The 24,250-nt window shown below is 48.0% G+C and carries 24 protein-coding genes; 12 read left to right on the top strand and 12 right to left on the bottom strand.

Features of this window, described 5'->3' with window-relative positions:
* Window positions 1-16: 16 nt before the first annotated feature.
* The 4 genes from K9W43_04840 to K9W43_04825 all read right to left on the bottom strand — a co-directional run bounded on the left by K9W43_04840 (window position 17) and on the right by K9W43_04825 (window position 2,896).
* Window positions 17-277, bottom strand: coding sequence for a hypothetical protein (locus K9W43_04840; protein MCF2136551.1), 261 nt, complete (start codon window positions 275-277; stop codon window positions 17-19).
* Window positions 278-760: 483 nt separating this feature from the next.
* On the bottom strand, window positions 761-1,012 hold the full coding sequence (locus K9W43_04835) for a hypothetical protein (GenBank protein ID MCF2136550.1): 252 nt from the start codon (window positions 1,010-1,012) through the stop codon (window positions 761-763).
* A gap of 63 nt (window positions 1,013-1,075) precedes the next feature.
* Window positions 1,076-1,558 carry a hypothetical protein gene (locus K9W43_04830; GenBank protein MCF2136549.1) on the bottom strand — a complete coding sequence of 161 codons (483 nt, stop codon included), beginning with the start codon at window positions 1,556-1,558 and terminating at the stop codon, window positions 1,076-1,078.
* Window positions 1,559-1,903: 345 nt separating this feature from the next.
* On the bottom strand, window positions 1,904-2,896 hold the full coding sequence (locus tag K9W43_04825; GenBank protein ID MCF2136548.1) for a hypothetical protein: 993 nt from the start codon (window positions 2,894-2,896) through the stop codon (window positions 1,904-1,906).
* Window positions 2,897-3,287: 391 nt separating this feature from the next.
* Between K9W43_04825 and thrS the strand changes: the two genes are divergently transcribed.
* The 4 genes from thrS to K9W43_04805 all read left to right on the top strand — a co-directional run bounded on the left by thrS (window position 3,288) and on the right by K9W43_04805 (window position 8,991).
* Window positions 3,288-5,024: a threonine--tRNA ligase gene (gene thrS / locus K9W43_04820; protein MCF2136547.1), complete on the top strand. Its 1,737-nt coding sequence runs from the start codon at window positions 3,288-3,290 to the stop codon at window positions 5,022-5,024.
* A gap of 95 nt (window positions 5,025-5,119) precedes the next feature.
* Window positions 5,120-6,643: a mucoidy inhibitor MuiA family protein gene (locus K9W43_04815; GenBank protein MCF2136546.1), complete on the top strand. Its 1,524-nt coding sequence runs from the start codon at window positions 5,120-5,122 to the stop codon at window positions 6,641-6,643.
* 13 nt (window positions 6,644-6,656) lie between these two features.
* On the top strand, window positions 6,657-8,234 hold the full coding sequence (locus K9W43_04810) for a mucoidy inhibitor MuiA family protein (protein ID MCF2136545.1): 1,578 nt from the start codon (window positions 6,657-6,659) through the stop codon (window positions 8,232-8,234).
* Between the two features lie 55 nt (window positions 8,235-8,289).
* Window positions 8,290-8,991, top strand: coding sequence for a DNA alkylation repair protein (locus K9W43_04805; GenBank protein MCF2136544.1), 702 nt, complete (start codon window positions 8,290-8,292; stop codon window positions 8,989-8,991).
* 23 nt (window positions 8,992-9,014) lie between these two features.
* On the opposite strand, the gene K9W43_04800 is transcribed toward K9W43_04805, so the two are convergent.
* On the bottom strand, window positions 9,015-9,656 hold the full coding sequence (locus K9W43_04800) for a hypothetical protein (protein ID MCF2136543.1): 642 nt from the start codon (window positions 9,654-9,656) through the stop codon (window positions 9,015-9,017).
* A 394-nt stretch (window positions 9,657-10,050) separates the two neighbouring features.
* Between K9W43_04800 and K9W43_04795 the strand changes: the two genes are divergently transcribed.
* Window positions 10,051-11,826 carry an adenosylcobalamin-dependent ribonucleoside-diphosphate reductase gene (locus K9W43_04795; protein ID MCF2136542.1) on the top strand — a complete coding sequence of 592 codons (1,776 nt, stop codon included), beginning with the start codon at window positions 10,051-10,053 and terminating at the stop codon, window positions 11,824-11,826.
* Window positions 11,827-11,971: 145 nt separating this feature from the next.
* Here the strand turns inward: K9W43_04795 and K9W43_04790 are convergent, their stop codons facing one another.
* Window positions 11,972-13,318, bottom strand: a complete 1,347-nt coding sequence (locus tag K9W43_04790) for a M20/M25/M40 family metallo-hydrolase (protein ID MCF2136541.1) — start codon at window positions 13,316-13,318, stop codon at window positions 11,972-11,974.
* Between the two features lie 326 nt (window positions 13,319-13,644).
* On the opposite strand from K9W43_04790, the gene K9W43_04785 reads away from it, so the two are divergent.
* Window positions 13,645-14,442, top strand: coding sequence for a hypothetical protein (locus tag K9W43_04785; GenBank protein MCF2136540.1), 798 nt, complete (start codon window positions 13,645-13,647; stop codon window positions 14,440-14,442).
* On the top strand, window positions 14,432-15,217 hold the full coding sequence (locus K9W43_04780) for a nucleotidyl transferase AbiEii/AbiGii toxin family protein (protein MCF2136539.1): 786 nt from the start codon (window positions 14,432-14,434) through the stop codon (window positions 15,215-15,217). Before K9W43_04785 ends, K9W43_04780 begins: the two co-directional genes overlap by 11 nt.
* Before the next feature lie 78 nt (window positions 15,218-15,295).
* On the opposite strand, the gene K9W43_04775 is transcribed toward K9W43_04780, so the two are convergent.
* Window positions 15,296-15,607 carry an MTH1187 family thiamine-binding protein gene (locus K9W43_04775; protein MCF2136538.1) on the bottom strand — a complete coding sequence of 104 codons (312 nt, stop codon included), beginning with the start codon at window positions 15,605-15,607 and terminating at the stop codon, window positions 15,296-15,298.
* A gap of 106 nt (window positions 15,608-15,713) precedes the next feature.
* Between K9W43_04775 and msrA (K9W43_04770) the strand changes: the two genes are divergently transcribed.
* From msrA (K9W43_04770) to K9W43_04760, 3 genes are all read left to right on the top strand, one after another.
* Window positions 15,714-16,271 (top strand): peptide-methionine (S)-S-oxide reductase MsrA, encoded by a 558-nt coding sequence (gene msrA / locus K9W43_04770; protein MCF2136537.1) that lies wholly within the window; start codon window positions 15,714-15,716, stop codon window positions 16,269-16,271.
* Between the two features lie 193 nt (window positions 16,272-16,464).
* Window positions 16,465-16,998 (top strand): peptide-methionine (S)-S-oxide reductase MsrA, encoded by a 534-nt coding sequence (gene msrA, locus K9W43_04765; GenBank protein MCF2136536.1) that lies wholly within the window; start codon window positions 16,465-16,467, stop codon window positions 16,996-16,998.
* Between the two features lie 169 nt (window positions 16,999-17,167).
* Complete coding sequence (locus tag K9W43_04760; protein MCF2136535.1) at window positions 17,168-17,809, top strand: M23 family metallopeptidase; 642 nt, start codon at window positions 17,168-17,170, stop codon at window positions 17,807-17,809.
* A gap of 72 nt (window positions 17,810-17,881) precedes the next feature.
* On the opposite strand, the gene K9W43_04755 is transcribed toward K9W43_04760, so the two are convergent.
* The 3 genes from K9W43_04755 to K9W43_04745 all read right to left on the bottom strand — a co-directional run bounded on the left by K9W43_04755 (window position 17,882) and on the right by K9W43_04745 (window position 20,756).
* Complete coding sequence (locus K9W43_04755; GenBank protein ID MCF2136534.1) at window positions 17,882-18,490, bottom strand: hypothetical protein; 609 nt, start codon at window positions 18,488-18,490, stop codon at window positions 17,882-17,884.
* Between the two features lie 150 nt (window positions 18,491-18,640).
* Window positions 18,641-19,723, bottom strand: a complete 1,083-nt coding sequence (locus tag K9W43_04750; protein ID MCF2136533.1) for a hypothetical protein — start codon at window positions 19,721-19,723, stop codon at window positions 18,641-18,643.
* Between the two features lie 151 nt (window positions 19,724-19,874).
* On the bottom strand, window positions 19,875-20,756 hold the full coding sequence (locus K9W43_04745) for a hypothetical protein (GenBank protein ID MCF2136532.1): 882 nt from the start codon (window positions 20,754-20,756) through the stop codon (window positions 19,875-19,877).
* 245 nt (window positions 20,757-21,001) lie between these two features.
* On the opposite strand from K9W43_04745, the gene gap reads away from it, so the two are divergent.
* Complete coding sequence (gene gap, locus K9W43_04740; protein ID MCF2136531.1) at window positions 21,002-22,003, top strand: type I glyceraldehyde-3-phosphate dehydrogenase; 1,002 nt, start codon at window positions 21,002-21,004, stop codon at window positions 22,001-22,003.
* Between the two features lie 87 nt (window positions 22,004-22,090).
* Here gap and tsaA read toward each other — a convergent pair whose 3' ends face one another.
* Both tsaA and K9W43_04730 read right to left on the bottom strand, forming a co-directional pair.
* Window positions 22,091-22,579 carry a tRNA (N6-threonylcarbamoyladenosine(37)-N6)-methyltransferase TrmO gene (gene tsaA / locus K9W43_04735; protein MCF2136530.1) on the bottom strand — a complete coding sequence of 163 codons (489 nt, stop codon included), beginning with the start codon at window positions 22,577-22,579 and terminating at the stop codon, window positions 22,091-22,093.
* Window positions 22,580-22,643: 64 nt separating this feature from the next.
* Entirely contained in the window at window positions 22,644-22,811 is a 168-nt protein-coding gene (locus K9W43_04730) for a type II toxin-antitoxin system HicB family antitoxin (protein ID MCF2136529.1), read from the bottom strand.
* 228 nt (window positions 22,812-23,039) lie between these two features.
* Between K9W43_04730 and K9W43_04725 the strand changes: the two genes are divergently transcribed.
* Window positions 23,040-24,230, top strand: coding sequence for an amidohydrolase (locus K9W43_04725; GenBank protein MCF2136528.1), 1,191 nt, complete (start codon window positions 23,040-23,042; stop codon window positions 24,228-24,230).
* Window positions 24,231-24,250 lie beyond the last annotated feature (20 nt).

Genomic DNA, 24,250 nt, shown 5'->3' with positions numbered 1-24,250 from the left:
GACACATCACTGGCTCTTAGCAGTTGGAGGGAAAACGATCAATAAATGCATCCGGATCAGCATCTGATTCTGACTCCTCATCAGAAGAGTCGCCGGAGCAGCATACAGTTCTGAAACAATAAAGATATGCGACAACTTCAATGGAGGAAATACCAAGATACATCCAATAATCATCAGAAAAGTATGCCTCCCCAATTCCAGTGACAATGAGTGAGATCAGAAAATAAATGATAATAACTACGATCTTCTTGGCCTTTGATGGTTGCTTATTCATCATACCATCTTGATAGTCATAATTCTGCAATAACCAATCGCCCCAAGGAAAAAAGAAGAGAGTAATATAAAAAACGTATGCCATCTGTAACCTGTTTAAGACCAGTATGTCGTCGATCAGATCAACGGTACTTGCGATTGGACATCAATCGCTTGCATGTTGCATGCTTTCAATGAGTTCAAGCGCAATCGCACCAATCATATCATTTTTCTCCGAAACAAATTCAAGAAAGACCTTGCGCTCCTCTTTTGAGAGTGGTTTTCCCACGGAATCACCAGGTAGAAATTGGTCTAGAAGGTCACGGATAGTTCGCTCTTCTGCCTCTTTACTGTCCGTTTGACTTGAGAGCGTCTTGATTGTCTGATAATAAAACCAGAATTTTTCCGTGCTGTTGCCGTTTATTAAATGAAAAAAGTAGGTCGCCTATATTTTTCCACAATCGGTTCCTAAAAGCAATGAGCAGAAAGATGATCAGAACAATCCCCATCAGGTGATATCCTGAAAAACTCCAGAGAACAAGAGGAATGACCAGCGTGATACATACCACGAGGAGTCGGTAGAATAACTCAAATGCGTGCTTGTCTGATGATATGCCATAGAAATTCCATTTGAAGTATAGGAGCGATCAGTTCTCTGTTTCATTTTCCAGTCAGCCAACAGCGCTCGCTCAATCCAAATGACGACCGCCAAAAAGAACAGCTCTGTTGAGAAGACCACCAGAAATAGTAGAGCATTCATTTTTTGGTCCTCCCAATCATATAGTGCACATCACAGCATTCTTGTCAAACTTTGTCCAAGTTATCAGATCTCTTCTTGCAGAGAGCCTTCACTCTCACTCGGTACGTCGCGGTGTTCTAAAGGGTTCAAGTTCTCATAGAGAGGGCGACCATCAGGCGTAGATCGGTACACGCTCCAAAAGTTCCCCTGCTCATACTCTGCGCGATAAAGAAAACAGATCATCACTATTCCTGAGAGCAATATATGAAGATCTATCGTCAAGCTCACAAGTACGATCTGATTAAGAAGTGCACCAATCATGGTCCCGCAGAGTACCGCATAAATAATGGGACCGCATGCGCTCCCGACTCGTGAGGTAAAGAACCGATATGCTCGAGATTGCAACACCTCATTATATCGAGGGATGTCCGTGAATGAATTATCGACCAGTTCCTCAAGTACTGCTGTCAGGCTCCGTAGTTTCCTGTAGGGGAGTTCAGCAACGCCCACAATAACAACTGCAAGAATAATGTCCATCACGATAAAACTAAACACGTGCAATTCCATGATGCATATCCCCAACCGTCACGATACATTCTCAATCAAAGTATTATAATAATCTATCCTGAAAAGGGGCTCTGAAAAGACAGTAACATTTGTGGTTATGAAAAGTATGGGCACCATATATCTTCGGATTCAAGACTCTTCAAGACCTATGCGGACTTGTTTGACCGATACAAGTGGACTGCCCACACTGATTCATTTCCACGGCAGTTCCCAAATATCACATTATGATTATTAACTGGATTAGAGGGGGCACAAGAAAGAAAAATAATAAGTAAAAAGCCCATCTTTTAGCAAATTCATAACGCGGTCTCGGCAAATCCAAACATCCACAATGAATTCTAATCTCTATTTGCCAATCTTCTCACGTATGGCATCTACAATCTCCAACAGCTGTTGCTTCTCGTCACGGGTTAACTGCTTTGCATCTATAAGATTCTGAATGTATTGCAATGTCTGTTTCAAGCCGGCTTCTCTCAACAAGATGTCAAGCCCCACCTCGTCAATGACAGCCTTTACGCCAACCTCGTCAATGACAGCCTTTACGCCAACCTCGTCAATGACAGCCTTTACGCCAACCTCGTCAATGACAGCCTTTACGCCAACCTCGTCAATGACGGCCTTTACGCCAACCTCGTCAATGACGGCCTTTACGCCAAAATCCTCGATGAGCTCTTTCAGTGTGGCTACTTCGGTCATGGTGATCCCCTTTTTTCTTAACAGGCGTTGAATTGTCTTCCGTCTAATCTTATAGAGTGTATATCCATATAACCTCTTAGTCTCAGGACTTGTAAGGATCATGTCCAGCACCTGTTCGATATCTGCCTCTCGAAAGAGTAGAAACGGCAGGTTTTCAGGGGTCAGCGCGAGACCGTTCACGTCCACGAAATATACTTGAAGACCACCGACCGCTTCCGGAGACAACGGATATCTGCTTATACCCGGAGCCATAGTCTCGGTGTGTGAGGTGATCAGATGCCGGAGAGTATCAGACGCCCCGACATAGACCACCATGGCAGCGATCCCCTGCTCAAAAAAGGAAAGCTGCTTCTCCATGGCGAATAGACCGCAATACCCGATTAATCGCCAGATGTGCGACTCACTTAGTGGATCGGTAGGGCCCTTGAACTCGTAAACGACAAATGGTGGAAGCTGGTTGATGAGCCAGGCAACAACGCCCATGTCCTGATGCAAGGGACAGACACGTTGGGTGATAAAGTCCACTCGAAGTGGAAACTTTGCCACTTCGGATCCGGCAATTGATCGGACACAGTTACGCGATAAAATTAACTCCATAATGCCCTTGAAGGCCGAGTCATGCTGGTCACGTTCGTCAGTCAACTGGGTACCTCTCTTGGTTTAGTCTACAGGACTACTAGGTTCTTATAGCCATATTGCCACCAGTGGAGCTGTGTGAAAAGTCAATAAACAAGATTGTAAGAGATCAGATCACCTCAACATGCTGCCATATTCAAATCACATTTGTCTCCGGTCTTGATTGATTCTGTTCATACCTGTGGACTTTCCACACAGAGCCGCCACCAGTAGTTCCGAAAATAAGATGAGCGTGAATGTATCAGACCAATTTGTAGTTCAGGGTGTGCTCCAATCCAAAACACTGCATACTGTTTTACATAGATTGGTTCATGGCTGTGGGCTTTTCACGCAGAGCCGTGCAGAGCGAAACTGTTTTGTGAGCACTGGCCCCAGTCTTACGAGAGGACTGAATATAATGGATGAGAAACTCCTCAGACTGCGTCATTCATTAGCGCATGTAATGGCACAGGCGGTTCTCGAGATGTTCCCCGATGCCAAACTGGGGATCGGCCCTGCAATAGAAGACGGATTCTATTACGACTTCCTTCTTCCGCGGCCATTGACTCCCGAGGACCTCACGGCAATACAGAAGAGAATGAAGAAGATCATCAAGGGCAACCACGACTTCATCAGAAAAGAGATCACTCGTGAAGAGGCCCTTGAGCTGTTCAAGGACCAGCCGTTCAAGATCGAACTGATCGAGGAACTGCCGGACAATGAACCAATCTCGACATACACACAGAGCACGTTCACTGATCTCTGTCGCGGACCACATGTTGCCAATACAAAGGAGCTTCCCATCAAGGCGTTCAAATTACTTGAGGTGTCGGGAGCCTACTGGCGAGGCGATGAGAAGAACCCCCAGCTTCAGAGGATTTACGGAGCGGCATTCGAGACCCCCAAGCAACTGAAAGAACACCTTGACAGATTAGAGGAAATCCGCCAGCGCGACCATCGCAGGTTGGGTAAGGAACTCGAACTCTATCACATGAGTGATGCAATAGGTACTGGCCTTGTGCTCTGGCTACCAAAGGGTGGTGCGGTCAGAGTGGCCCTCGAGGACTACTGGCGAGAGGCACACTTCAAGGCTGGCTACGATATCGTCTTCAGTCCACACATTGCAAAGATCGACCTGTGGAAGACGAGTGGCCACCTCGATTTCTATTCAGAGAACATGTACTCTCCAATGCTGGTCGATGAACAGGAATACGAACTCAAACCGATGAATTGCCCGTTCCACGTGCAGATGTTCAAGATGCGAAAACGTTCCTATCGAGAGTTCCCACTACGCTGGGCTGAGCTTGGCACTGTCTATCGATACGAGAGATCAGGCGTTCTCCATGGACTCCTCCGTGTGAGAGGATTCACTCAGGACGATGCTCACATCTTCGCACGACCGGACCAATTGAACGAGGAGATCATCAATATCTTGAATCTCAACCTTGAGATACTGCGGACCTGCGGCTTCTCAGAATACGACATCTATCTCAGCACAAAACCGGAGAAGTATGTCGGAACCGATGAGAACTGGGAACGCGCAACGGAGGCTCTGCGGTCAGCCCTTGAACATATGGGTCTCAAGTATGAGATCGACCCCGGCGAGGGAGTCTTCTACGGCCCCAAGATTGACATCAAGATCCGTGATGCACTTGGAAGGTCTTGGCAATGCACAACGGTCCAAGTTGACTTCAATCTGCCTGAGCGGTTCGATATGACCTACATTGCAGAAGATGGAAAGGAACATCGCCCCATCATGATCCATAGGGCCCTGATGGGATCGCTCGAACGGTTCTTTGGTGTACTCATCGAGCATTACAAGGGAGCCTTTCCGGTCTGGTTGAGTCCGGTGCAGGCAGTACTAATCCCAATCACAGACGAGCAGCTTGATTTCTGCTATGAACTGGCAAGGGACTTCAAACAAGCAGGTATCCGTGTTGAGGTCGATGATAGTCCGGACAGAATGCAGAAGAAAATCCGTAATGCACAGATGCAGAAGATTCCGTACCAGCTTGTGGTCGGTCAGAAAGAAACCGAGAACAAGCAGGTCGCTGTCCGATTGCGCACCAATGAGAATCTCGGCCCAATGGATATCGATGCTTTCAAGAGCATGGTACTCCGCATAATTGAGTCGCGATCTCAGGATTTGAAGTAACATAGTCTCATTCAACCGAAACCTCCTGCTGCCCAGTATAGGTAAAGGCCAAAGAATAAATACATACCTAACAAATGGCGCAGGAGGTACCACTATTGGTTAAGTTAGACACTACAATTAGGAGAGTCACACTTCTTCGTAATGGTGCTCGTGTGACGCGAGTCGGTAAGATATCACTCCCTGCTGGTTCTCAGACAATCATTGTCAAAGAGATCACACAATTTGCAGAAACGGACAGTTTTCGGATTAGTGGAAAAGGACCAGCTGTTCTCACGTCCATAGATGTTGAACAAGACAGGGTGATACTTGAACCTGATCCCAAAGTGAATCCATTAAAGAAAAAACTCGAGAGCCTCCAGAAAAAGAAAAAGGAACTTGAGGACGAGATAGATCTCTTGAAGGTCAAGATGGGCGGGATAGAAACAACAGTCGACGAGTTTATTACAACAGTAGGTACCACACTTTCCGCGGGTGATGGATCACACCAACTCGTCGAGTTCTACGACACTTCAGATAATGCATATGCAGTACTCCAAGAGCAGCTGAGAACACATGAAGAGGAACTTGAAGACCTCAACACAGAGATCGAGACTGTCAAACAGAACCTCGAAGAATTGATGGATGAAGATAAATCAATTAGTGTCTATAATGTCAGTATTCAGCTCACGATGAAAGAGCAGGCTGAGGTTGAGATCGCTCTCGAATATCAGGTGTATAATGCTTCATGGGAGCCCACGTACGATATTGACCTCTCAGAAAAACAGGCACACATTAAGCGCCTTGCCATGGTGTCAAACCAGACAATGGAAGACTGGGAAGACATCCAACTCATCATATCTACCGCCTCAACTGCACCGGTGGAAGTCATTCAGCCGAGCCCACTCATTGTAAGTGAGGAGGTCAGCACTCGTGGTGAAGAACGCGATAAAACGTCGGGAGGCCGGATTGGATATTCTGGAGCCTTCGCTCCTGTCGCAATGGAAACTGGAAGAGAAACATACGCAGGAGTCGCAATTTACGAGCTCCCACAAAAGTTTACGATCCCGAGTGATATCCGCGAGCATCCGGTTCTTCTTGTAGAGGAAGACATGGACTCAAAGACATTACACTATTGGTACGCAGATGAGATGCCGGAGGTCGTCGCCCGGAATGAGATAACCAATGGGGACCTTGTTCTCCTAGAGGGGAGAGCAAGAGTCTTTCGAAAGGGCGAGTACATTGGAGAGTCATATATTCCGATGGTTGCCCCACGAGAGACCATGAAGCTCGGTACACGTGCCGCGCATGATGTACGTGCTGAAAAGAAGATGCTCAAGCGCGAGGTCGAAAAAGCAGGAATCACTCGTGGCAAGGCACGCAGAGAGTATCAGTATGAACTGAAGATTGAGAATTTTTCGGACGACGAGATTGAGATAGAGATAGTGGATAGGATTCCTCACAGTACAGCAGGAGAGATCGAGGTCAAGTTAGAGAAGGAAGATGAACTAGGCCTTGAAGAGTTCAGACTGGGAATAATGCGATGGAAGAAGAAGATTGCGCCCAAGCAGAAAAAGATCATCACCTACGAGTTCGAGGTGGTCTGGAAGCGCGACATCACCATAGAGCCGCCGTTGCCATAGGGAGGAGATAAGTATGATAGAAATTCCGACAAAGACCAAAGAAGTGACCGTGTTTACCGATGGCGCAAGAGTCACCCGCGAGGGAGAAGTTGCTCTACAAAAGGGAGAGCAGGAGATTGTCATAAGAGGCCTCAGCAGATTTACCAAGACTGACAGTGTCCGTCTTGCTGGACTCGGAACGGCAGATCTTCTGAATATCACGGTTGAACAGGATGCTCAACTCCGTACAGATCAAAGCGAACTAAAGAAACTACAAGACGAGCTCCGTAAATTAAAACGTAAACGCCAAAGTATCAATGATCGAATTGACCGGACACAAAAGGCCATCGCTCAACTTGTTCGCCTGACTCAAATTATATCAACGGAGAGAGCACACCAGATTGCAATGGGAAAGGTCGAACCCAAATCTATCGAGGGGGATGACGAGCTTTTCGAACTGATTGCCGATAAAAGAAAGTCAATCCGTGAGGATCATAAAAAGATCGAGAAACTGGATCTTGAGATCACCAAAGTGCAAGAGAAGATCTACAGCCTTGACAATTCGAGTTATGACATCCGATTTAAGGTCATTGTGCGGCTCGATGCAAAGCAGGCTGAAAAAATTCCGCTGCAGGTCATATATCAGGTGATGTCAGCCTCGTGGACTCCAAAGTACGATGTGGATCTTCGGACTGATGGCACCAAGATCAAAAGACTTGCAATGATTGCCAACAGAACACTGGAAGACTGGAATGATGTTGAACTCACAGTCTCAACAGCATCCTCTCGCCCCATTGAGGCAACCGAGCCAAACCCGTACTATGTAGGGGTCTGGAGACCACGCCCTCCACCCATGGCAAGATCACCGAAGCGAATGATGAAAAAAGCAGCACCTGCCCCAGAGTCCAGAACAGAGGCATTCGATCTGGTGGCTGAGGCGGCACCACCTGCGCCAGAAGCGGAATTAGAAGAAGAATACGCCGAGGTCGAACAAGCCGTAGGTGGGGTAATCACGTACAAGGTACCGGGCAAGACAACTATCACCTCGGGCGGAGATCCCAAACCAGTGACCCTTACTGAGGAGTCCTTCGAGTCAAGAAGACTCTACTATTGGAATGCCTACGCTATGCCGGGACCGGTCGTCCTCGAAGAAATCACGAACGGAGAGTCTACAATCCTTCCGGGTGAGGCAAAGGTGTATGCCGACGGCGACTATGTTGGCGAGTCGGCTATGGAGAAAGTCGCGCCTAGTGAGAAGTTTAAGATTGGCACACGTGAGGCATTTGATGTTCGGACCGAAAAGAAGCTCCTTCACAAGGACACCGAAAAAGCCGGGATCCGCGGCAAGAACCGCCGGGAGTATTCCTATGCACTCATCATCAAGAACTTTGCAAAGAGCGAGATCGAGATAGAGGTCACGGACCGGATTCCCAGTAGCTCCTCCGAGCGGATCAAGGTCGAGCTGACCGATGTGTCAGTTGAACCCAAGTCGTTCGAGGTAGGTGTGCTGCGATGGGAGATCAAAGTTCCTGCCCAGCAAGAAACACAGATCAAGTATGAGTATACAGTCGAGTGGGAACGTGATGTGAGGATCAGTCCACCTTTGCCCTAGACCTGAAGCGAAGTAGTCTTCGAGACAAAAGCATCAAGGAATAAGGTGAATGTAGATGAGCGGAACCGATTCCATTGTCATGTCGATCTATTCGCACTTGCAGGCAATGAGCAATCCGGTTCGCAAGGAGAAGATCGCCGAGTATATGAAGACATCTTCACTCCGGTTCATCGGTGTCGAATTACCAACAATACACCAGATCGTGAGGGACCACATCAAGCCTCTCAAGATTGAGGAACTGCCCGAGCTAATGTCTGGCCTGTGGTCGGTGAAGACCTTCGAAACTCGCGTTGCAGCCATTGATGTGATGAAAGTATATGCACGAAAAGGCCCTGTGAGTTCCGCATTGGAAATTGCAGACCGATGGATTGACGACTTGGACACATGGGGACTTGCGGATCCGCTCTGTCAACCATGCCTTGGGATTCTTCTCTTGAGAGATCCCAGCGTGGAAACCTCTTTCGAAAGATGGAGAACATCCACAGATTTCTGGAGAAGGAGATGCTCTGTGCTGCCATACCTCTACCTCTGTCTGAAGGCCAACTACAGACCGGACTTTGGCCCGAGAATCATCAGGGCAGTCGAGCCGCATATATCGGATAACGAGTTCTTTGTAGGCAAGGCTGCAGGATGGGTTCTCAGAGAGCTGAGCAAGAGAGACCCCGAACTTGTTAGGTCGTTTATTGAATCCAATACCGACAAGATGACAAGACTTGTCCGCCGAGAGGGATCGCTCAAACTCGGTCACGTGAGATAGCCTCATTTATGAGCCCATAGAGATCAGTAGACCTCGCCTCTTGCGACGGCCTGCAAGAACAGTTCCTTGTCATGTTCAGGCACGCAGTTCAGTACGCATCCGAAATTAGGACAGCGAGAGCAGGCCCAATGCCTAAGCGTCCGGTAGAAGGATGCTGCAATGATGATCTGAATGAGCACGAGATCCCATCTATAGAGCATGTAGAGAATTGGAAAGAAGAGATAGAAACCAACCCAGAGTAGGAACACGGCATGTCCTGCTTTGCTGATCCGCCCGGGTCTGTACTTGAACAGTTTCGGACTTCCCCAATTTCCAAGACAGTAGAACTTCTTCTCATTACCATGTCTCGCTCCTGAGTGTTCGTAGCAAGGACAGTGCCTGCACAGCACCCACCACTCCACTCCGCCAGCAAAGAAGAGCATACTGATCAAAAAGTAAACGGGAATCATCAATATGTTCTCTGTAAGCACCAGCGAACCGAGTCCAAGCAGTGCGCCAATATCGAAGCTCCAATTGAGATAGCTCACTCCTGAGAAGAACATACCAATGGTTCCCACGAACATGGGGGCGAAACCAAAGAACGCAAACCATCGTGCGTCATGCCATGTATAATCTGCAACAATCCCGTAAAAGACCCGCTGTGTTCCTTCCTCTGTAGTACTCATCCATGATCAACCTTCGTTCCCCTGTTGTAGCATCAGGCCTCACAAGACCCTGAGCCTTATATCACACAATTCTACCTGTTGAAGCTTCCGTCGAGAGGAAACGGCGCAACGGTCACTGTAAGTAGTACGATTGCTTCTAGCCACGTCCGTATGTTCGTCGTTTCTCGGGCAGCCTATGATCGAAACGTGGCAACAGTAACCTGTGATCAAAGGGCCCTTACGATAAAAGAGCGGAAGGACACATGTACACAACACCAAGTGACCGCCAAAAGTTAGATTCTATTGAGAATTTGGGGGAGTTTTTTACAATTTGTATAGATAAACTCGTATGAAAATATTTTTGAGGGCACTTGCAAAAAATCGGTTTAGTTCCACCGGGAGGAACGCATTCACAATGGTCAACCCAGCAGCAGAGGACTTTCTCAAAGAACGGTATTTCCAGCCTGGAGAGGACTGGGAGGGACTATGTAGACGAGTCGCCCGTCACCTAGGCACAGATGATACCGAGTCTGAAGAATTCTTTCAGATGATTTACAATTGTGACGCAATTCCGAATAGCCCCACCTTGATGAATAGCGGCACCGATCTTGGCTATCTGTCGGCCTGTAACCTAGTTCCCGTCCCAGATGATCTGGAGGGAATCATGGATGCGGCTAAGTCATCAGCCATGATCCAGAGAAGCGGCGGAGGCGTGGGATTCAACTTCTCACAACTGCGACCGACAAACGATCGGATCCGCGGAACAGGAGGGACATCGAGTGGCGTCATCAGTTTCATGAAACTCTTGGACACAGTGGGTCAGGTGATCAAACAAGGTGGCAAGCGACGCAGTGCGAACTTGGGCCTGCTACGACATGATCACCCCGACATCCTTCGCTGGATCCATGCAAAGGACCAGCAGGGAGAGCTCACTGCGTTCAACATCAGCATTGCAGCAACGGACGAGCTGTTCGAGAAGGCAGCCAAGAATGAGGAGATCACTTTCATCAATCCACGTGATGGCAAGCCATTTCCGGCATATGACCCCCTCATAATGAAGGAGCGCACTTCGATTCCTGCACAGGAGATGCTTGGACGGATAGCCAAGTCCATGTGGAAAGATGGCGAACCTGGTGTCATCTTCTGGTCAACGCTTCAGAAAGGGAACTCCACTCCGTTCCTAGGGGACATTGATGGTCTCAATCCATGCGGCGAGAGCCCCCTCTATAACTGGGAGAGCTGCGTCCTTGGATCCATCAACCTCTATAATCATGTTATACGAGAGAATGGTTCTGGAAGCATGGACTACGACAAGCTTCGCAACACTGCCAAGATCATGGTGCGCCTGCTCAACTCCGTCATCGATAAGAACAGGTATCCACTCCCTCAGATGCGAGAGGCAGCACTGAGGACTCGGAAGATCGGCATAGGTGTTATGGGTCTCGCAGACGTGTTCGGGGCCCTTGGTGTGAGGTACGGAAGCCAAAAGAGCATCGATCTCGCGGAGAAGATCATATCCACTATCGCAGATGCCGCACGTGAAGAGAGCGCACGCTTGGCCGACATCTATGGTCCCTACCCTGCATGGGAGGAGAGCAACGGCACAGCACCGCGACTTCGTAATGGCGCACTCACATCGATCGCTCCAACCGGGTCCATCAGTTTCATTGCCGGAGTCAGCAGCGGTATTGAACCATTCTTCAAGATGGGCTACATGATGAACAGAGAGAATGCCGACCCCATCTTTGTCGTTGCCAAAAGCTTCTTGGAAGACTTGAAAAAATACGACTATGAGGGCGTACTCTCCGAACTGGTCAAGTATGATCTCACACCGCTCCAGCTCATTGAGAAGGGCTTGTTACCGGAACAGTTCTCGCACTATGTGACGGCCGGAGAGGTCTCACCTAAAGAGCATGTCTTGATGCAGGCGGTGTTTCAGAAACATGTCGATCTCGCTATCAGCAAGACCATCAACCTGCCAAACGAGGCAACCGTTGATGATGTCATGGAGATCATAGACCTCGCTCACAAGACAGGATGCAAGGGTCTCACCATCTTTCGTGATGGATGCGATCGAGAGGCGTTCCTCTCAGAGTTCAAGTGCCCGAGCTGCGGCTCTTCGAACGTAGAACATAGTGAGGGCTGTATCAGATGCCTTGACTGTGGAATGTCTCTGTGCGCTGTCGGGTGAACTTGAAGTTAAGTGGATGATCATATTAATTCTGCACTACTTCCGGTTGTGGAAAAAAAAGCAGGCGGCCATAGACGGTCTCGCCAAAGAGCGAGTGCCACCGCCTGCAACTCTACTTATTCGGACTAAGAGCGTGGTCCGTGAATCATGTTTTTGCCAGCTCGTCAATAATGAAAGCGGCCCGCTTCATGGAGTTCAGAAAGTTCTCCAAGATGATACTCTCGTTCGGGGAATGCGCACGCGAATCGAAATCGCCACAGCCAACTGAGACCATCGGCACCAAGTCCTTGAAGAGATAGAGAGGACCGGATCCGGGGTTCGTCGGATGAATAGTCGGTCGATGTCCAAAGGCTCGCTCAGTCGCCCGTGCAACGGCCTCCACAAAGGGATGATCAGGGGGCGTCTTGGCTGCGGGATAACCTTTATACCATGCGATCTTCACATCAGAGAACCCGTGCTTGTCGAGATGTGTACGCAGTTGCTTCACGATCATCTGGTCATTCTGCCCCTCCACTAGACGAAAGTCCACCTTTGCCGAGGCCTTTGCGGGCAACACGGTCATCGATCCCTCCCCTTGATAGCCAGTGGTAATGCCACAGATGTTACACGAGGGCTCACCGTAGAAGGCCTCTTTCAATGCATCCCCTGAGAGTCCATGATAGAACTCGGGAATACCATAGAATTCCCTCATCATTTCCTCGTGAACATCGATCTCCGCGACCAGTCTCCGTTCAGCCTCGCTCAGCGGGCGCGCACCATCATAGAATCCATCAATGAGAATTCGACCCTCAACGTCCTTGAGCGAATCAAGAGCGCGTACCAGTGTGAAAGCAGCAGATGGCAATACACAGGCGAGTGATGAGTGAGCATCGTGACTGAGGGTCTCAACCTCAAGCTGGACATAGAGGATCCCCTTGAGACCTAACCAAGCCTCTTGCACACCTTGCTGATCCGACCCACCAAATTCCCATATCCCTCCATCAGCCTTGAGAAAATCGCGGTTCTTTTTCACAAACTCCGGAAGACTGGGACTGCTGATCTCCTCTTCGCCCTCAACTACAAAACGTACATTGACAGGCGGCGTGTTCCCGGTCTCGTGGTACGCACGAACTGCCCAGATCCGCGTGACGAGATCGCCCTTGTTATCGGAGACCCCACGACCATAGATGCGCCCCTCTCGGATCTCTGGCTCAAAGGGAGGACTGTCCCACAGATCAAACGGCTCCGCGGGCTGCACATCATAGTGATCATAGAAGAGGAGTGTCTTGGCCGCTCCAACATCCCATTCGGCCGTCACCACCGATACCCCCGAAGTGGGATGGATCTCCGCTTTCATCCCCGCGGACTCGAGCATCTTCGCAACAAGCTCCGCCGTTTCTTCCATGTGCTCGCCCTTTGCTGCCACCGAAGGAATTCTCACCAACTGTTTAAGATCCTCAATTGCTTTATCCTTATGACCTTCAAGAAAATCAACTATATTATTTAGGACCATGTTTATCATCAGTTGACTATTTGAACTCCTGAGCCAAATAATCTCTGGTCTGCGTATTTCAAGTGCAATTCTTAGACCACCATGAACCAGTGACACAAAAATATATCAAAATTTCTTTTTTTTTTTGTTTGCGTCTTTCCGTTGTTAGACCAAAGGAATAGCAAATAAACAACAAATATTCTTCCCTGTGTTTCGGACTAGTCAATTATCAACAAGGCTGTGGACTAATACGAGGACATCCCCGGATAAAACACATTGTGTATTTTCAGTTTCGTCGCCAAGATGGGAGTAAAATTTATCAACTTACTTACCACTACGGTAAACAAATGATGGAAAAAAACTACTACTTGACAGGCAGCGAACAGATCGTATACAATTTGATCAGACACGGAGAGATGATAACATCAGCAGAGATCAGGAACCTCTTTCCAGAACTCAGTACAGGAATGCTATACAAGATCTTGTTCTCACTTAATCAAAAGGGATACCTCTACAGGATAAAACGAGATTTGTATCTAGTACAACAGAAACCGGGAGCGAATCCAATAATTGAGAACCCATATAGGATCGCTCTTGCGCTCTACAAGGGGTATATCGGCTTCTCATCCGCGCTTAGACTGTACGAACTCATACAATATGAACCGTTTACTCTTTTTGTGGTCACACCCAAAAAGTCGGATCTCTTGCATATAGGAGATTACATCATCAAGGCAGTTGCCATGGGGAGAAGAGCAACGGGAATGACTGTCTACAAGGAAGTCTATGTCTCGAATATCGAGAAGACATTCTTTGATTGCTTTTTCAAACCCCAATATTGTGGAGGATACGAAACTATCACAAGAGCACTCTACGAAAAGAAGGCGATCAACTGGGACAGGTTTTTAAAATATTTTGTGATGTTCGCATCTCCTTCACTCTGTCAAAGAACAGGGTATGTACTTGACATGATGGTCAGAGAGATCGATTTTGCGATTCCCGAGAATGTGATAGGATTCTTCAAGGATCGAATTAGAAACAAAACAAGACTCAGTCCCACATCACCATCAAGAGGGAAATTCTCTGGGAAATGGAAAGTCCTAGATAATCTTGGTGAGAAAATCTTGAGGTGGCACCATGGATCTTGAGATGCTTAGGTACATTTCTATGAAGACAGGCCTTGGACTGAGTTACATATCAAAGGAAGAAAAAATATCGTATTTACTCATGCAGATAAGGAGTATCTTCGGAGAAGAGATGATACTGAAAGGGGGGACTGCGCTCAACAGAGTATACCTTTCAAAAATCGATGCGAACAGGTTTTCAGAAGATATTGATATAGATTATTTTAGTGAAGAGGCTCTGAAAGATAAAATAGATACTATTAAAGAAAAGATGAGAGGCTTACGGGATTTCGATGTGAGCGGGCCATGGATCCAGCATAGAACGCTACGTTTCGATTGCCATTATGTAAACGAACTCGGAAACAGAGATAGAGTGATGATAGAGATCTATCTAAGTAACCCACCATTCCTCATCCGCGAGGACGTGCTGGTAAAATCGCCTTTTGTAGACGCTTATCCCACGATCTTCTCGGTTTACTCACTAGAGGACATGCTTGCTAGAAAAATAGTAGCGCTTTATGATCGCACAGAAGGCAAGGACATGTATGATATATTTCACATATTACGTTTTGATTTAGATAACACGGCTTTTCAGAAGGCCTTAGCACTGGCGCTGAAGTTCTACAGAGTTCAAGGTGAGTTTCATCAAGACCTGATCAAAAAGCTGACAGAGATTGAGATACGTGCAAAATACATAGGCGACTCGACAAATCATTTTATTCCTGTACGACTCCGACCGAACTGGAAAGAACTGATCAGTACATTAAGAACGGAGATTACTGAACTCTTTGAGATGTAATGGGTAAAATAAATAAAATGGCTCCCAGTATCTTGAACTGCTTCTATTAACAGATATTTTTAATATCGGTGAAACGAATCAAGATATTGCCTTGACTTTATCTTCCATAGTTCTAGGTTTGTCACGACGATCATCAATGCGAAGCAATGTGGAGACCCGCTGAGCACCAGCTTTGAACATGGCCTCATGGGCGGCCTTGGTGACCTCAAGAATTTGGTCTATAGAGTCAGCCTCCACAATAGAGCTCATCGGCGTGTGCTGTACGCGAATCCCCGGAAACTCATCGATCACCCTGACCGACGCACGGACATAGTCGCTAAGGCTCGTTCCCACACCAAAAGGAGCAATGACAAGTTCTGCAACGATCTTGATAGACTTCTCTTCGGACACATTCATCCCTCAGACAGGTTCATCTCGGCACCAAGACAGGCGTAGGAGCTTAGAAACTCATCGATTGGCATCATGGTGAGAAAACAGGCACCACACCAATCGACTAATGAGATGCCACGAGAGCAGAGAGGTCATGGAGATCGCAATACTTGGTGCCGGTTGCTTCTGGTGTGTCGAGGCAGTGTACCGGAGGCTGAGAGGAGTCAAGCGCGTCACACCAGGATATGCCGGAGGCCACATTGACGAGCCGACCTATGAAGAGGTCTCGACTGGCACCACAGGCCACGCAGAGGTCTGCAAGATCGAGTTCGACCCGGAAGAGATCACCTTTGAAGAGATACTCGAAGTGTTCTTTGTCATACACGACCCGACAACACCCAACCGCCAGGGGAACGACATTGGCCCACAGTATAGGTCGGTGATCTTCTATTGCGATGACCGACAGAGGGAGATTGCCAAACGGACCGTGCATAGATTAACAGAGAGCAGGAGATACTCCGAGCCGATCGTGACCGAGATCGAGCCATGCAAAAGATTCTATCCAGCAGAGAAGTATCATCACGACTATTTCACGCGCAATTCCAGACAGCCGTACTGCCGTTTCGTCATCGACCCGAAGGTGACAAAGATCGCGCGAGAGTTTAAACATCTCGTACAAGAATAGAATCGTAAGAGTTCTGTGAGTGAAGAGAAAAAGAGGAGAGATACAGCAAATATTCAGCAGACCGGAAGAGCAACATCAATCTAAAATGGAGGAGTGCGCGTGCGGACACCATAAGCAAAGTGCCATTGGCTTAAAGTTATAACAGATGGGCACATGACCCAGATTTGTATTTAACTAAGGCTAAGGGGACAATATGGAACTAGCAACATTAGGCGCGGGCCGCTTTTGGCTGACTGAGGCGGTCTACCAATTACTCAAGGGAATAAAGAACGTGACTCCGGGATATGCCGGAAGCCATGTCGAGAATCCAACGTTCGAGGAAGTAGAGACCGGAAAGACAGGACATGCAGAGGTTGTCCAGATCGAGTTCGACCCGGAAGAGATCACATACGTGACGATTCTGAAGGTCTTTTTTGCGATCCATGACCCCACGACAGCAAATCGGCAAGGGTCAGTCGTGGGCACGCAATACAGGTCAGTGATCTTTTATCACAACAAGGAACAGAAAATGATGGCCGAGCAGATGAAGTCGCGCATGGATGCAGGAGGAATGTTTCGCCGACTGATCGTGACAGAGATTCTTCCGTACATGGACTTTTATCCTGCTGAAGAAGAGTTCAGAGACTACTATCACAAACATCCTGAAGACCCGTACTGCATGACCGAGATCACGCCCAGCCTCGACAAGGTCAGAGAAACATTTCAAGACCTGCTCAAGGAACAGTAAGGCTGGCGGTGACCACCACTATTATCGTCCAAGAGTTATGCTATTTCACGCGAGGTCCGTTCAAGGCACAGGCCATGCCAGCAGTCACTCATGGAACCGCGACATTCGTGAGAGCGGGGAACCGTAAAAATTCCAAACTCTTTTGAGGGACGAGAGAGATATTATTACTATGCGAAGAAAGATTGTTGTGGCGATCATTGCCATCATAATGATAGTGGCTGGCGGATTCATGTATTACCGCAACAAGAACGACATCGGATTCGATCCCGGGACCAGATACGACTCGACCCGCCTAGACAACATGGACGTGATCTACGCGAACAGGTCGGATATTATCGCATTCAATGAAGGCTATAGTGAGAGCGACAATTGCCCGTGGGGCTTTCCTCATAACGGCATTGACTTCTTTTTCAAGAACGGCTCCGCTGTAATCGCAGCAGCACCGGGACAGGTGGAGAGCATAGAGGTCAGAGATAATGGTGAAAATGTGACAAACAGATTCCACGTTTCCATCGTCATCAGGTTCAATACGTCATTGATCGCGCTCTACAACTTTGAACCATGGACACAGAACAGTACCGAAAAAGACCAGCAGCTGGCGCTCCTGAACGTACAGGTCGGCGACTGGGTCGGCATTGGTGATAGGATTGCAACGTTCCTGAAAGCGGGAAGTGGGGCGCACATCCATTTTGGGGTTGGCAACAATGGTCAGTGGTACTGCCCTAGACCATTCTACTCTGACGAGGCATATACCGAAATCATGACGATGATCCATTCATTCCATGCGGACTGGGATCTTTGTTATCCTTAGCGGAACGCATTCATTATCACAGGTCGTGACGACTGCATCAATCGTAGTCAGCCATATGAGGAGAGTCCACCTTCAGGAAAATAGGGATAGAGCAGTCACAATAACGAAAATGCATTCCATGACTAGTATGAGAGACACCACCGTCATTCGAGATGGTGCCCTCAAGAAGTCAGAGAAGCGATCACGAGCTACTGATTCGTCCCCCGATGTCAGACGCGACAGACTTCGTACAAAGAATTCGTCTCCTGCAATACCTACCTTCCGCATCCAGCGAACCAAGAGCGGCGACAAGACCATCTCCAACACCCCAAGCGCAATGGCGAAGACCTTGCCGAGAGAGATTAACGACAAAACGGCAAGAGGGCCGACCATCAAGAAGAGGATGAGAAGAAGATATGGTATGAAACCATATCGCACAGTGATGCGCGGGTCAGCAAGTGCAGAGGTCCGCCCAAAGTGCGCAATCACCATATCCGTTCCCGAGTCGAGATCCATGTCCACGATTTCCACATCAAGCGTTCCATCGACGACCCCCCACGTACAGTACCGAGCACTCTTGCGACGCACAGGACTGAATGTCACAGTACAAGAACTGGGCGTGTCACCAACGACCGAATCCAAGCCAAGTGCACCGAAAGCGGATAACAATCTTTCACCAGCACCATCTAAATCATAGATCATCCTCACTTTCTAATGACCATGAAACATTTTAACAATTCTCATAAATCCGAAGAATCTTGTTTGCAGTATGAGCCACACATCACTGAAAGCCATCGGTTTCTATGACAAGTTGGGAACCACCAGTATTTCACATGAAGAGATGATTAAGAATCACTCCTCGTAAGCAACAACGAACGGAAATGCATCATCAATCAGATGATCGGCAGCTTGGAACTTGGAGGGCATAGAGAGGCTCGTGGCAAGTGCATCTTCGAACTCTCTCACAAAGGCTTCAGCAAATGAGTCGAGACCCTCACGAAGAATCGGAGTCGATTTAGTCGATAGTAGGGTCAATGCAACATTTTCGAACTGAGTCTTACGAATTAGTAACACGCCTCTCTCGAAGATGATGTCACGCATCGCACCACGACTGAGTGACTCGTTGAGCAGATTTGTGATGCCCGTGAGCGCCCCCGAAAAGAGCGTGCTGTCCACAAGTCCGCGTTGATCCCACGTATAGGTATAGATCGGTATCCCTGACTCCGAATCGAAGACCATCAGCCTAAAGACTTTGAACCTCAACACGTAGCCCAGCTTGGGCTGTCTTGTGAAAGCGTAAGCTGTCAGGAAGGCCCCAATTCCGATCATGAGATAATCGGTCCCCGGAAAGATCCAGACAAAACCTGAGGCAAAGGCGATAATTGAGCCAGGTCCAGCAATGATCGCACCGATCAATGTGGTTCTAGAATACTTCTTGAGCGTCTGAGGCACGGCCCTATCAATCAATGCCATATAGTACAGCCAGAAGGCACCGCTCAAAATGAACACAATAGAACCCGCTGCTGCAAGAGGACCTGTCATTTCTAGACCCACTTCACCAAGAACAGAGGTATGTTGAGTCACATAGACCTCAGAGGCCCCATAGATCACAAGTGCGGTCTGAGCAGCAGTGACTGCAATCAGCTTACGTGAGTCTACGTGATCAAGAGCGACAGAATCTACGAGACCCATGATACCAAACGTGACAAGGCCCTGAATAACAAAACCCATACGATAGATCAATGTGTTAAGGGTCAAATACGCAAGACCGATCAGCAGAGTCCCCATCCACATCACTAACCATGTGAAAGCCATGAATGCATATTGTCGATACCGGGTCCGAAGATAACCGCGTATGCTTATGTATGCGGCCATTATCTGGGGAATTGTTGCTACAAGAAGTATTGCAACGCCTATCGTAATATTAAGGGCCATGCCAAGACCAAGTAAAAGACCGTTAAAAAAATATCATGTACGCATTGTCTCACACAATTGGACAGAGGCAGGTGTGATCAGTGGCTGATAGAGACCTATTTGAACATAAACATGAAAACAGAGGCTATTGGAAGATCCGGATTGTGCCGACTTAATTTAGACAGAGGACAATCTCTGGCCCTTCACGTCGTCGCATCCGTTTCTTGAGAAGAGTCTTGAGAAGAGTAGACCCCAGCGCAATACCCCAAGCCCCGATCAGACCGAGGAACAACAGCGAGATCGGACTGCTTGCCTGATGCTGTATCACCAGAATGGTCTCATGGTATTCAACGCCATTCTCATTCGATGACGACATGATGTAGTCCACAGTCCATCCTGTGGTGGTCTTTGTATAAGACACTTCGAGGCGAATCACACTAGGACCACATAACGAGGCTGGATTATTAGGATAGTAGATAGAGAGATTGACAAACTCGATAGCACACCCAGCATGGGTTATCTGTCTGAAATCGGAATCGGAAAAATGATTCGAGTAGAGTCCAAAGGCCGAATAAGGTGTCCAAACAGGACTGTCGGCTGAGAGCCGGTTCACAGGGGTATGGACAAAACTTTCGACCGTATCGGCAGTATCACCCAGCACCTTTGTATAGTAGTAGTTGCGGATCTCGTCATATCCTAAGCCATGCGCAGAAGAATAGACAGGAGTCTTTGTAATCGTGAGATAGTCTGTTTCGAATCCAAGTGCATACTCACCGGAATCGGGCATCTGGAAAAAGCCCACCTGTACTGTGGCATTTATCAATGAGCCCAGAGGCACATCATGAAGCATCAGAGTGAAAGGGATGGGCGGCGGCACCCCGGAATATTGCGACTCGATCGTCGTATTCGATTCATAATTCGGGAGCAGTACTTCAGTCATTCCGGACGTGACAAAGAACAACATTGTTGTAAGCAAGAGACCAGCGATCAATAACAAGTGTATGTTCTTACGTATACGTCCCCGGTGGCGATATCGGACAATTACAACGGACACGGCAAAACCTTCTGCATCATTATCTATTTGTAATGAAAGGTATATGAATAATTCGATGATGAATGATTAAATGGATCTATGCGGTCTACGGCACGCATACTCGAATAATACAACCAACGAACGCTATAGGAATGCACCAACACCGATAAGACAGATCACACAATGAAGATACCGACCTACAGTAAACCATATAGCCGAGGCGATTACGCCCACACACATCAATACGACAGGCTCGGTGTAAGAAATTGACGGTAAAAGTCGCAATTAATGGATTCGGGCGGATTGGACGCATCTATCTTCGGGCAGCTCTGAAAAAGAGCGAGTTCGAAGTTGTTGCACTCAACGATCTTACGGACGCGCGTACGCTGGCACATCTCTTCAAACATGATACGGTCATGGGAAAATATCCCGGCGAGGTCACTTCGGGTGATGGAGTGATCACGATCGATGGCCACGAGATTAAGGTCCTGTCTGAACGGGATCCTGCAAAGCTTCCATGGAAAGAACTTGGTGTTGACATTGTGGTCGAGTCAACCGGATTCTTCCGCAAACCGGAGGATGCCTCAAAACATCTCACTGCTGGTGCCAAGAAGGTCATCGTCAGCGCACCGGGAAAGGGTGACATGTTCACAGTAGTTCTCGGAGTCAACGATGAGGAATACGATCCTGCAAAGCATCACATCATCTCAAACGCCTCATGCACAACCAACTGCCTCGCACCCATGGTCAAGACCCTTGATGAGGCCTTTGGCATAGTACACGGTCTCATGACAACAGTCCACTCTGTCACTAACGATCAGAGAATCTTGGACATGCAACACAGCGACCTGCGTCGTGCCCGTGCAGCCTGCTGGAACATTGTACCCACGACCACTGGCGCAGCAAAAGCGATCGGTCTGGTCTATCCGAAGATGCAAGGAAAACTCGACGGCATGGCCATTCGTGTTCCCACAATGGACGCATCACTTGTCGATCTTGTCGTCACGCTCCCACGAGAGGTGACGGTCGAGGAGGTCAATGCTGCATTCAAGAAGGCGGCCGAGGGCAAGCTCAAGGGAATTATGGCCTACTCTGAGGAACCATTGGTCTCATCAGATTACATTGGAGACACCCATTCTTGTATCTTTGACTCATTGACCACTGCGGTGACTGGCAATCTTGTGAAGGTTCTTGGCTGGTATGACAACGAGGCCGGGTACTCGAACAGGCTTGCAGATCTGACCGCACTTGTTGCAAAACGGCTCTAAAAAAGATAATTTTACAATATCGAGCCCATGATCCGGGCTCGATAATTTTATTTCTTCTGTCTACACGAACAATGTTGACGAATTCTGCTATGCCTCAAAGCGATCATCGGAAAATTTGCGTGGTGTCTTCTTAAGATACTCTGTTAGCCAGCCGGATGTGGCGTTCTCCCGATTATCAAATTCGGGAACAAAAGGCTTGATGTCGAGAAGCGGAGTCCAGTCCAACATGTCAGCGCCTCGAAAGCGGATGATTGGACCATTGATCTCTACTATTTCAACAGTGGACAGACCAATACAATTTGGTCGTGAAGGAGAACGAGTGGCAAACACCCCATGTGGATTTGAATCCATATACGGAACAACTGTCAACTCCACCGGCTTCACCTTATGGAACCAGTAAACAAGAATAGCATGAGAGAACAAGTCAAGTGTAGCAAGACCATCCACATATTCCGGGTCGAGTTCCACATGGCCCTCAACATCAGTCATAGACGCCTGAATGGGGAGTCCCTTGCTCTTTTCAAATGGAGTACGGATCACACCGATTGGTTTGATGGTAATTGGATTCATCTGCATCAATGTAAGAGCCTCACTGTACAAGGTTTGAGATAAAGGAACTAGTACAAGAGCATTTTCTTAGTTACACTGTGGGACGAATAACATCTTCATCCTCAAAATAGAAATCAAGCGCTTCTTCCAAGTTTGCTAGAGCCTCATCCATCGTTAGACCTTGGCTCGCAATATCCACATCCGGTGCGAGAGCCACAAAGTATTGACGCTCCTTGGTCACTATTACGGGCAGCTGCATTTTCTTCTCATCATAACTCTACTTAATTCGATATTAATATTTGCAATAAATTGCGATAAAAATATTTGCGCGCAAATATTTTCATTTTTTCATTTCGAGAAAAGAGATAGTAAAACAACGTACCTCAAAACACACCGAAGCACTATCACTCTTCACGAACGACCTAGATCCATTACCTGTGAGCGAAGACTCATAATCAAGAAACAACACAATACACTGGGAACAACAATGAAAGCGATCACTGGTGCAACGATTATGTGTCCGGTCCAAGGGACAATTGAAGAAGGAACCATTCTGTTTGATGAGAATGGGATCAAGGCTGTCGGGAAGAATATCGAGATTCCCAAAGACGCGGAGATCATTGATGCGGCTGGTAAGTTCGTCACACCCGGTTACATTGACGCGCACACGCATCAAGGGATATTTGATGGATCGATCGGTTGGGCCGGAGCAGATGGCAACGAATCTGTAAATCCCATTACACCGGAGCTTCGTGGCCTCGACTCATTCAATCCTTTTGAGCCATCCCTAAAAGAGGTCGTTCAGGGAGGTGTCACCTGTTTCAACACTGGTCCGGGTTCTGCAAACGTGATCGGTGGTCAGGCCTTTGTCATAAAACCAACAGGCTCAGGTGTAGTCGATGAAATGGTAGTCCTTGCACCGTCCGGTCTGAAGGTTGCACTGGGTGAGAATCCGAAACGTGTTCATGGGAACGACAAGAGATCACCAGCAACAAGAATGGCAGTGGCTGCACTCCTGCGTAAGACCTTCACTGAAGGCCAGAACTATCTCAACGAGTGGACAGCATACGGAGAGAAGGCCCGCGAGGCCAAGAAAAAGGGAGAGGCCCCACCAACACCCCCGAAAAAGAATATTGCCATGGAGGTCATTGCAAAGGTCCTCAAGCGAGAGATCCCGCTTCATGCACACGCTCATAGAGCAGATGACATCGTGACCATCATTCGAATTGCAAAAGAGTTCAACATCAGAATCGTAATCATTCATTGCACCGAGGGACACAAGATTGCGGACTTTATCGCAGAGGCGGATGTTCCAGCAGTAGTCGGTCCAACCATGTACTGGGTGAGCAAGCCCGAGACCCGGGAGCGATCATTTGAGACCGCAGTCAAACTTGTGAAGGCCGGAGTAAAAGTGGCCTTGCAGACAGACTCGCTGACACCTATGCTACACTTCCAGTTATTGCCAATGTACGTCATCAAACACGGTCTCACACGCGAGGAGGCATTTCGATGTGTGACAATGAATCCGGCTGAGATTCTGGGGATAGAAGATCGAGTCGGCTCGCTTGAAAGAGGAAAAGATGCGGACATCGTTGTCTGGTCAGGCGATCCCTTTGACTTCTATAGTCGCCCCGAACAGGTCTTCATTAATGGGATGCCGGTCAATATTGATGATTAACAAAACGTAACAACACTAAC

It is taken from the genome of Candidatus Thorarchaeota archaeon, assembly GCA_021498125.1.
Classification (GTDB): domain Archaea; phylum Asgardarchaeota; class Thorarchaeia; order Thorarchaeales; family Thorarchaeaceae; genus B65-G9.
This window is presented reverse-complemented; position numbering and strand designations above follow the sequence as displayed.

Coding starts and splice junctions, on each gene's coding strand:
- K9W43_04780 (MCF2136539.1), top strand. CDS start 14,432: ATGGATCTTGAGATGCTTAGGTACATTTCTATGAAGACAGGCCTTGGA.
- K9W43_04760 (MCF2136535.1), top strand. CDS start 17,168: ATGCGAAGAAAGATTGTTGTGGCGATCATTGCCATCATAATGATAGTG.
- K9W43_04810 (MCF2136545.1), top strand. CDS start 6,657: ATGATAGAAATTCCGACAAAGACCAAAGAAGTGACCGTGTTTACCGAT.
- K9W43_04725 (MCF2136528.1), top strand. CDS start 23,040: ATGAAAGCGATCACTGGTGCAACGATTATGTGTCCGGTCCAAGGGACA.
- K9W43_04755 (MCF2136534.1), bottom strand. CDS start 18,490: ATGATCTATGATTTAGATGGTGCTGGTGAAAGATTGTTATCCGCTTTC.
- K9W43_04805 (MCF2136544.1), top strand. CDS start 8,290: ATGAGCGGAACCGATTCCATTGTCATGTCGATCTATTCGCACTTGCAG.
- tsaA (MCF2136530.1), bottom strand. CDS start 22,579: ATGCAGATGAATCCAATTACCATCAAACCAATCGGTGTGATCCGTACT.
- K9W43_04835 (MCF2136550.1), bottom strand. CDS start 1,012: ATGAATGCTCTACTATTTCTGGTGGTCTTCTCAACAGAGCTGTTCTTT.
- K9W43_04830 (MCF2136549.1), bottom strand. CDS start 1,558: ATGGAATTGCACGTGTTTAGTTTTATCGTGATGGACATTATTCTTGCA.
- K9W43_04790 (MCF2136541.1), bottom strand. CDS start 13,318: ATGGTCCTAAATAATATAGTTGATTTTCTTGAAGGTCATAAGGATAAA.
- K9W43_04785 (MCF2136540.1), top strand. CDS start 13,645: ATGATGGAAAAAAACTACTACTTGACAGGCAGCGAACAGATCGTATAC.
- K9W43_04730 (MCF2136529.1), bottom strand. CDS start 22,811: ATGCAGCTGCCCGTAATAGTGACCAAGGAGCGTCAATACTTTGTGGCT.
- K9W43_04840 (MCF2136551.1), bottom strand. CDS start 277: ATGATGAATAAGCAACCATCAAAGGCCAAGAAGATCGTAGTTATTATC.
- K9W43_04750 (MCF2136533.1), bottom strand. CDS start 19,723: ATGGCCCTTAATATTACGATAGGCGTTGCAATACTTCTTGTAGCAACA.
- msrA (MCF2136536.1), top strand. CDS start 16,465: ATGGAACTAGCAACATTAGGCGCGGGCCGCTTTTGGCTGACTGAGGCG.
- K9W43_04795 (MCF2136542.1), top strand. CDS start 10,051: ATGGTCAACCCAGCAGCAGAGGACTTTCTCAAAGAACGGTATTTCCAG.
- msrA (MCF2136537.1), top strand. CDS start 15,714: ATGAGATGCCACGAGAGCAGAGAGGTCATGGAGATCGCAATACTTGGT.
- thrS (MCF2136547.1), top strand. CDS start 3,288: ATGGATGAGAAACTCCTCAGACTGCGTCATTCATTAGCGCATGTAATG.
- K9W43_04800 (MCF2136543.1), bottom strand. CDS start 9,656: ATGAGTACTACAGAGGAAGGAACACAGCGGGTCTTTTACGGGATTGTT.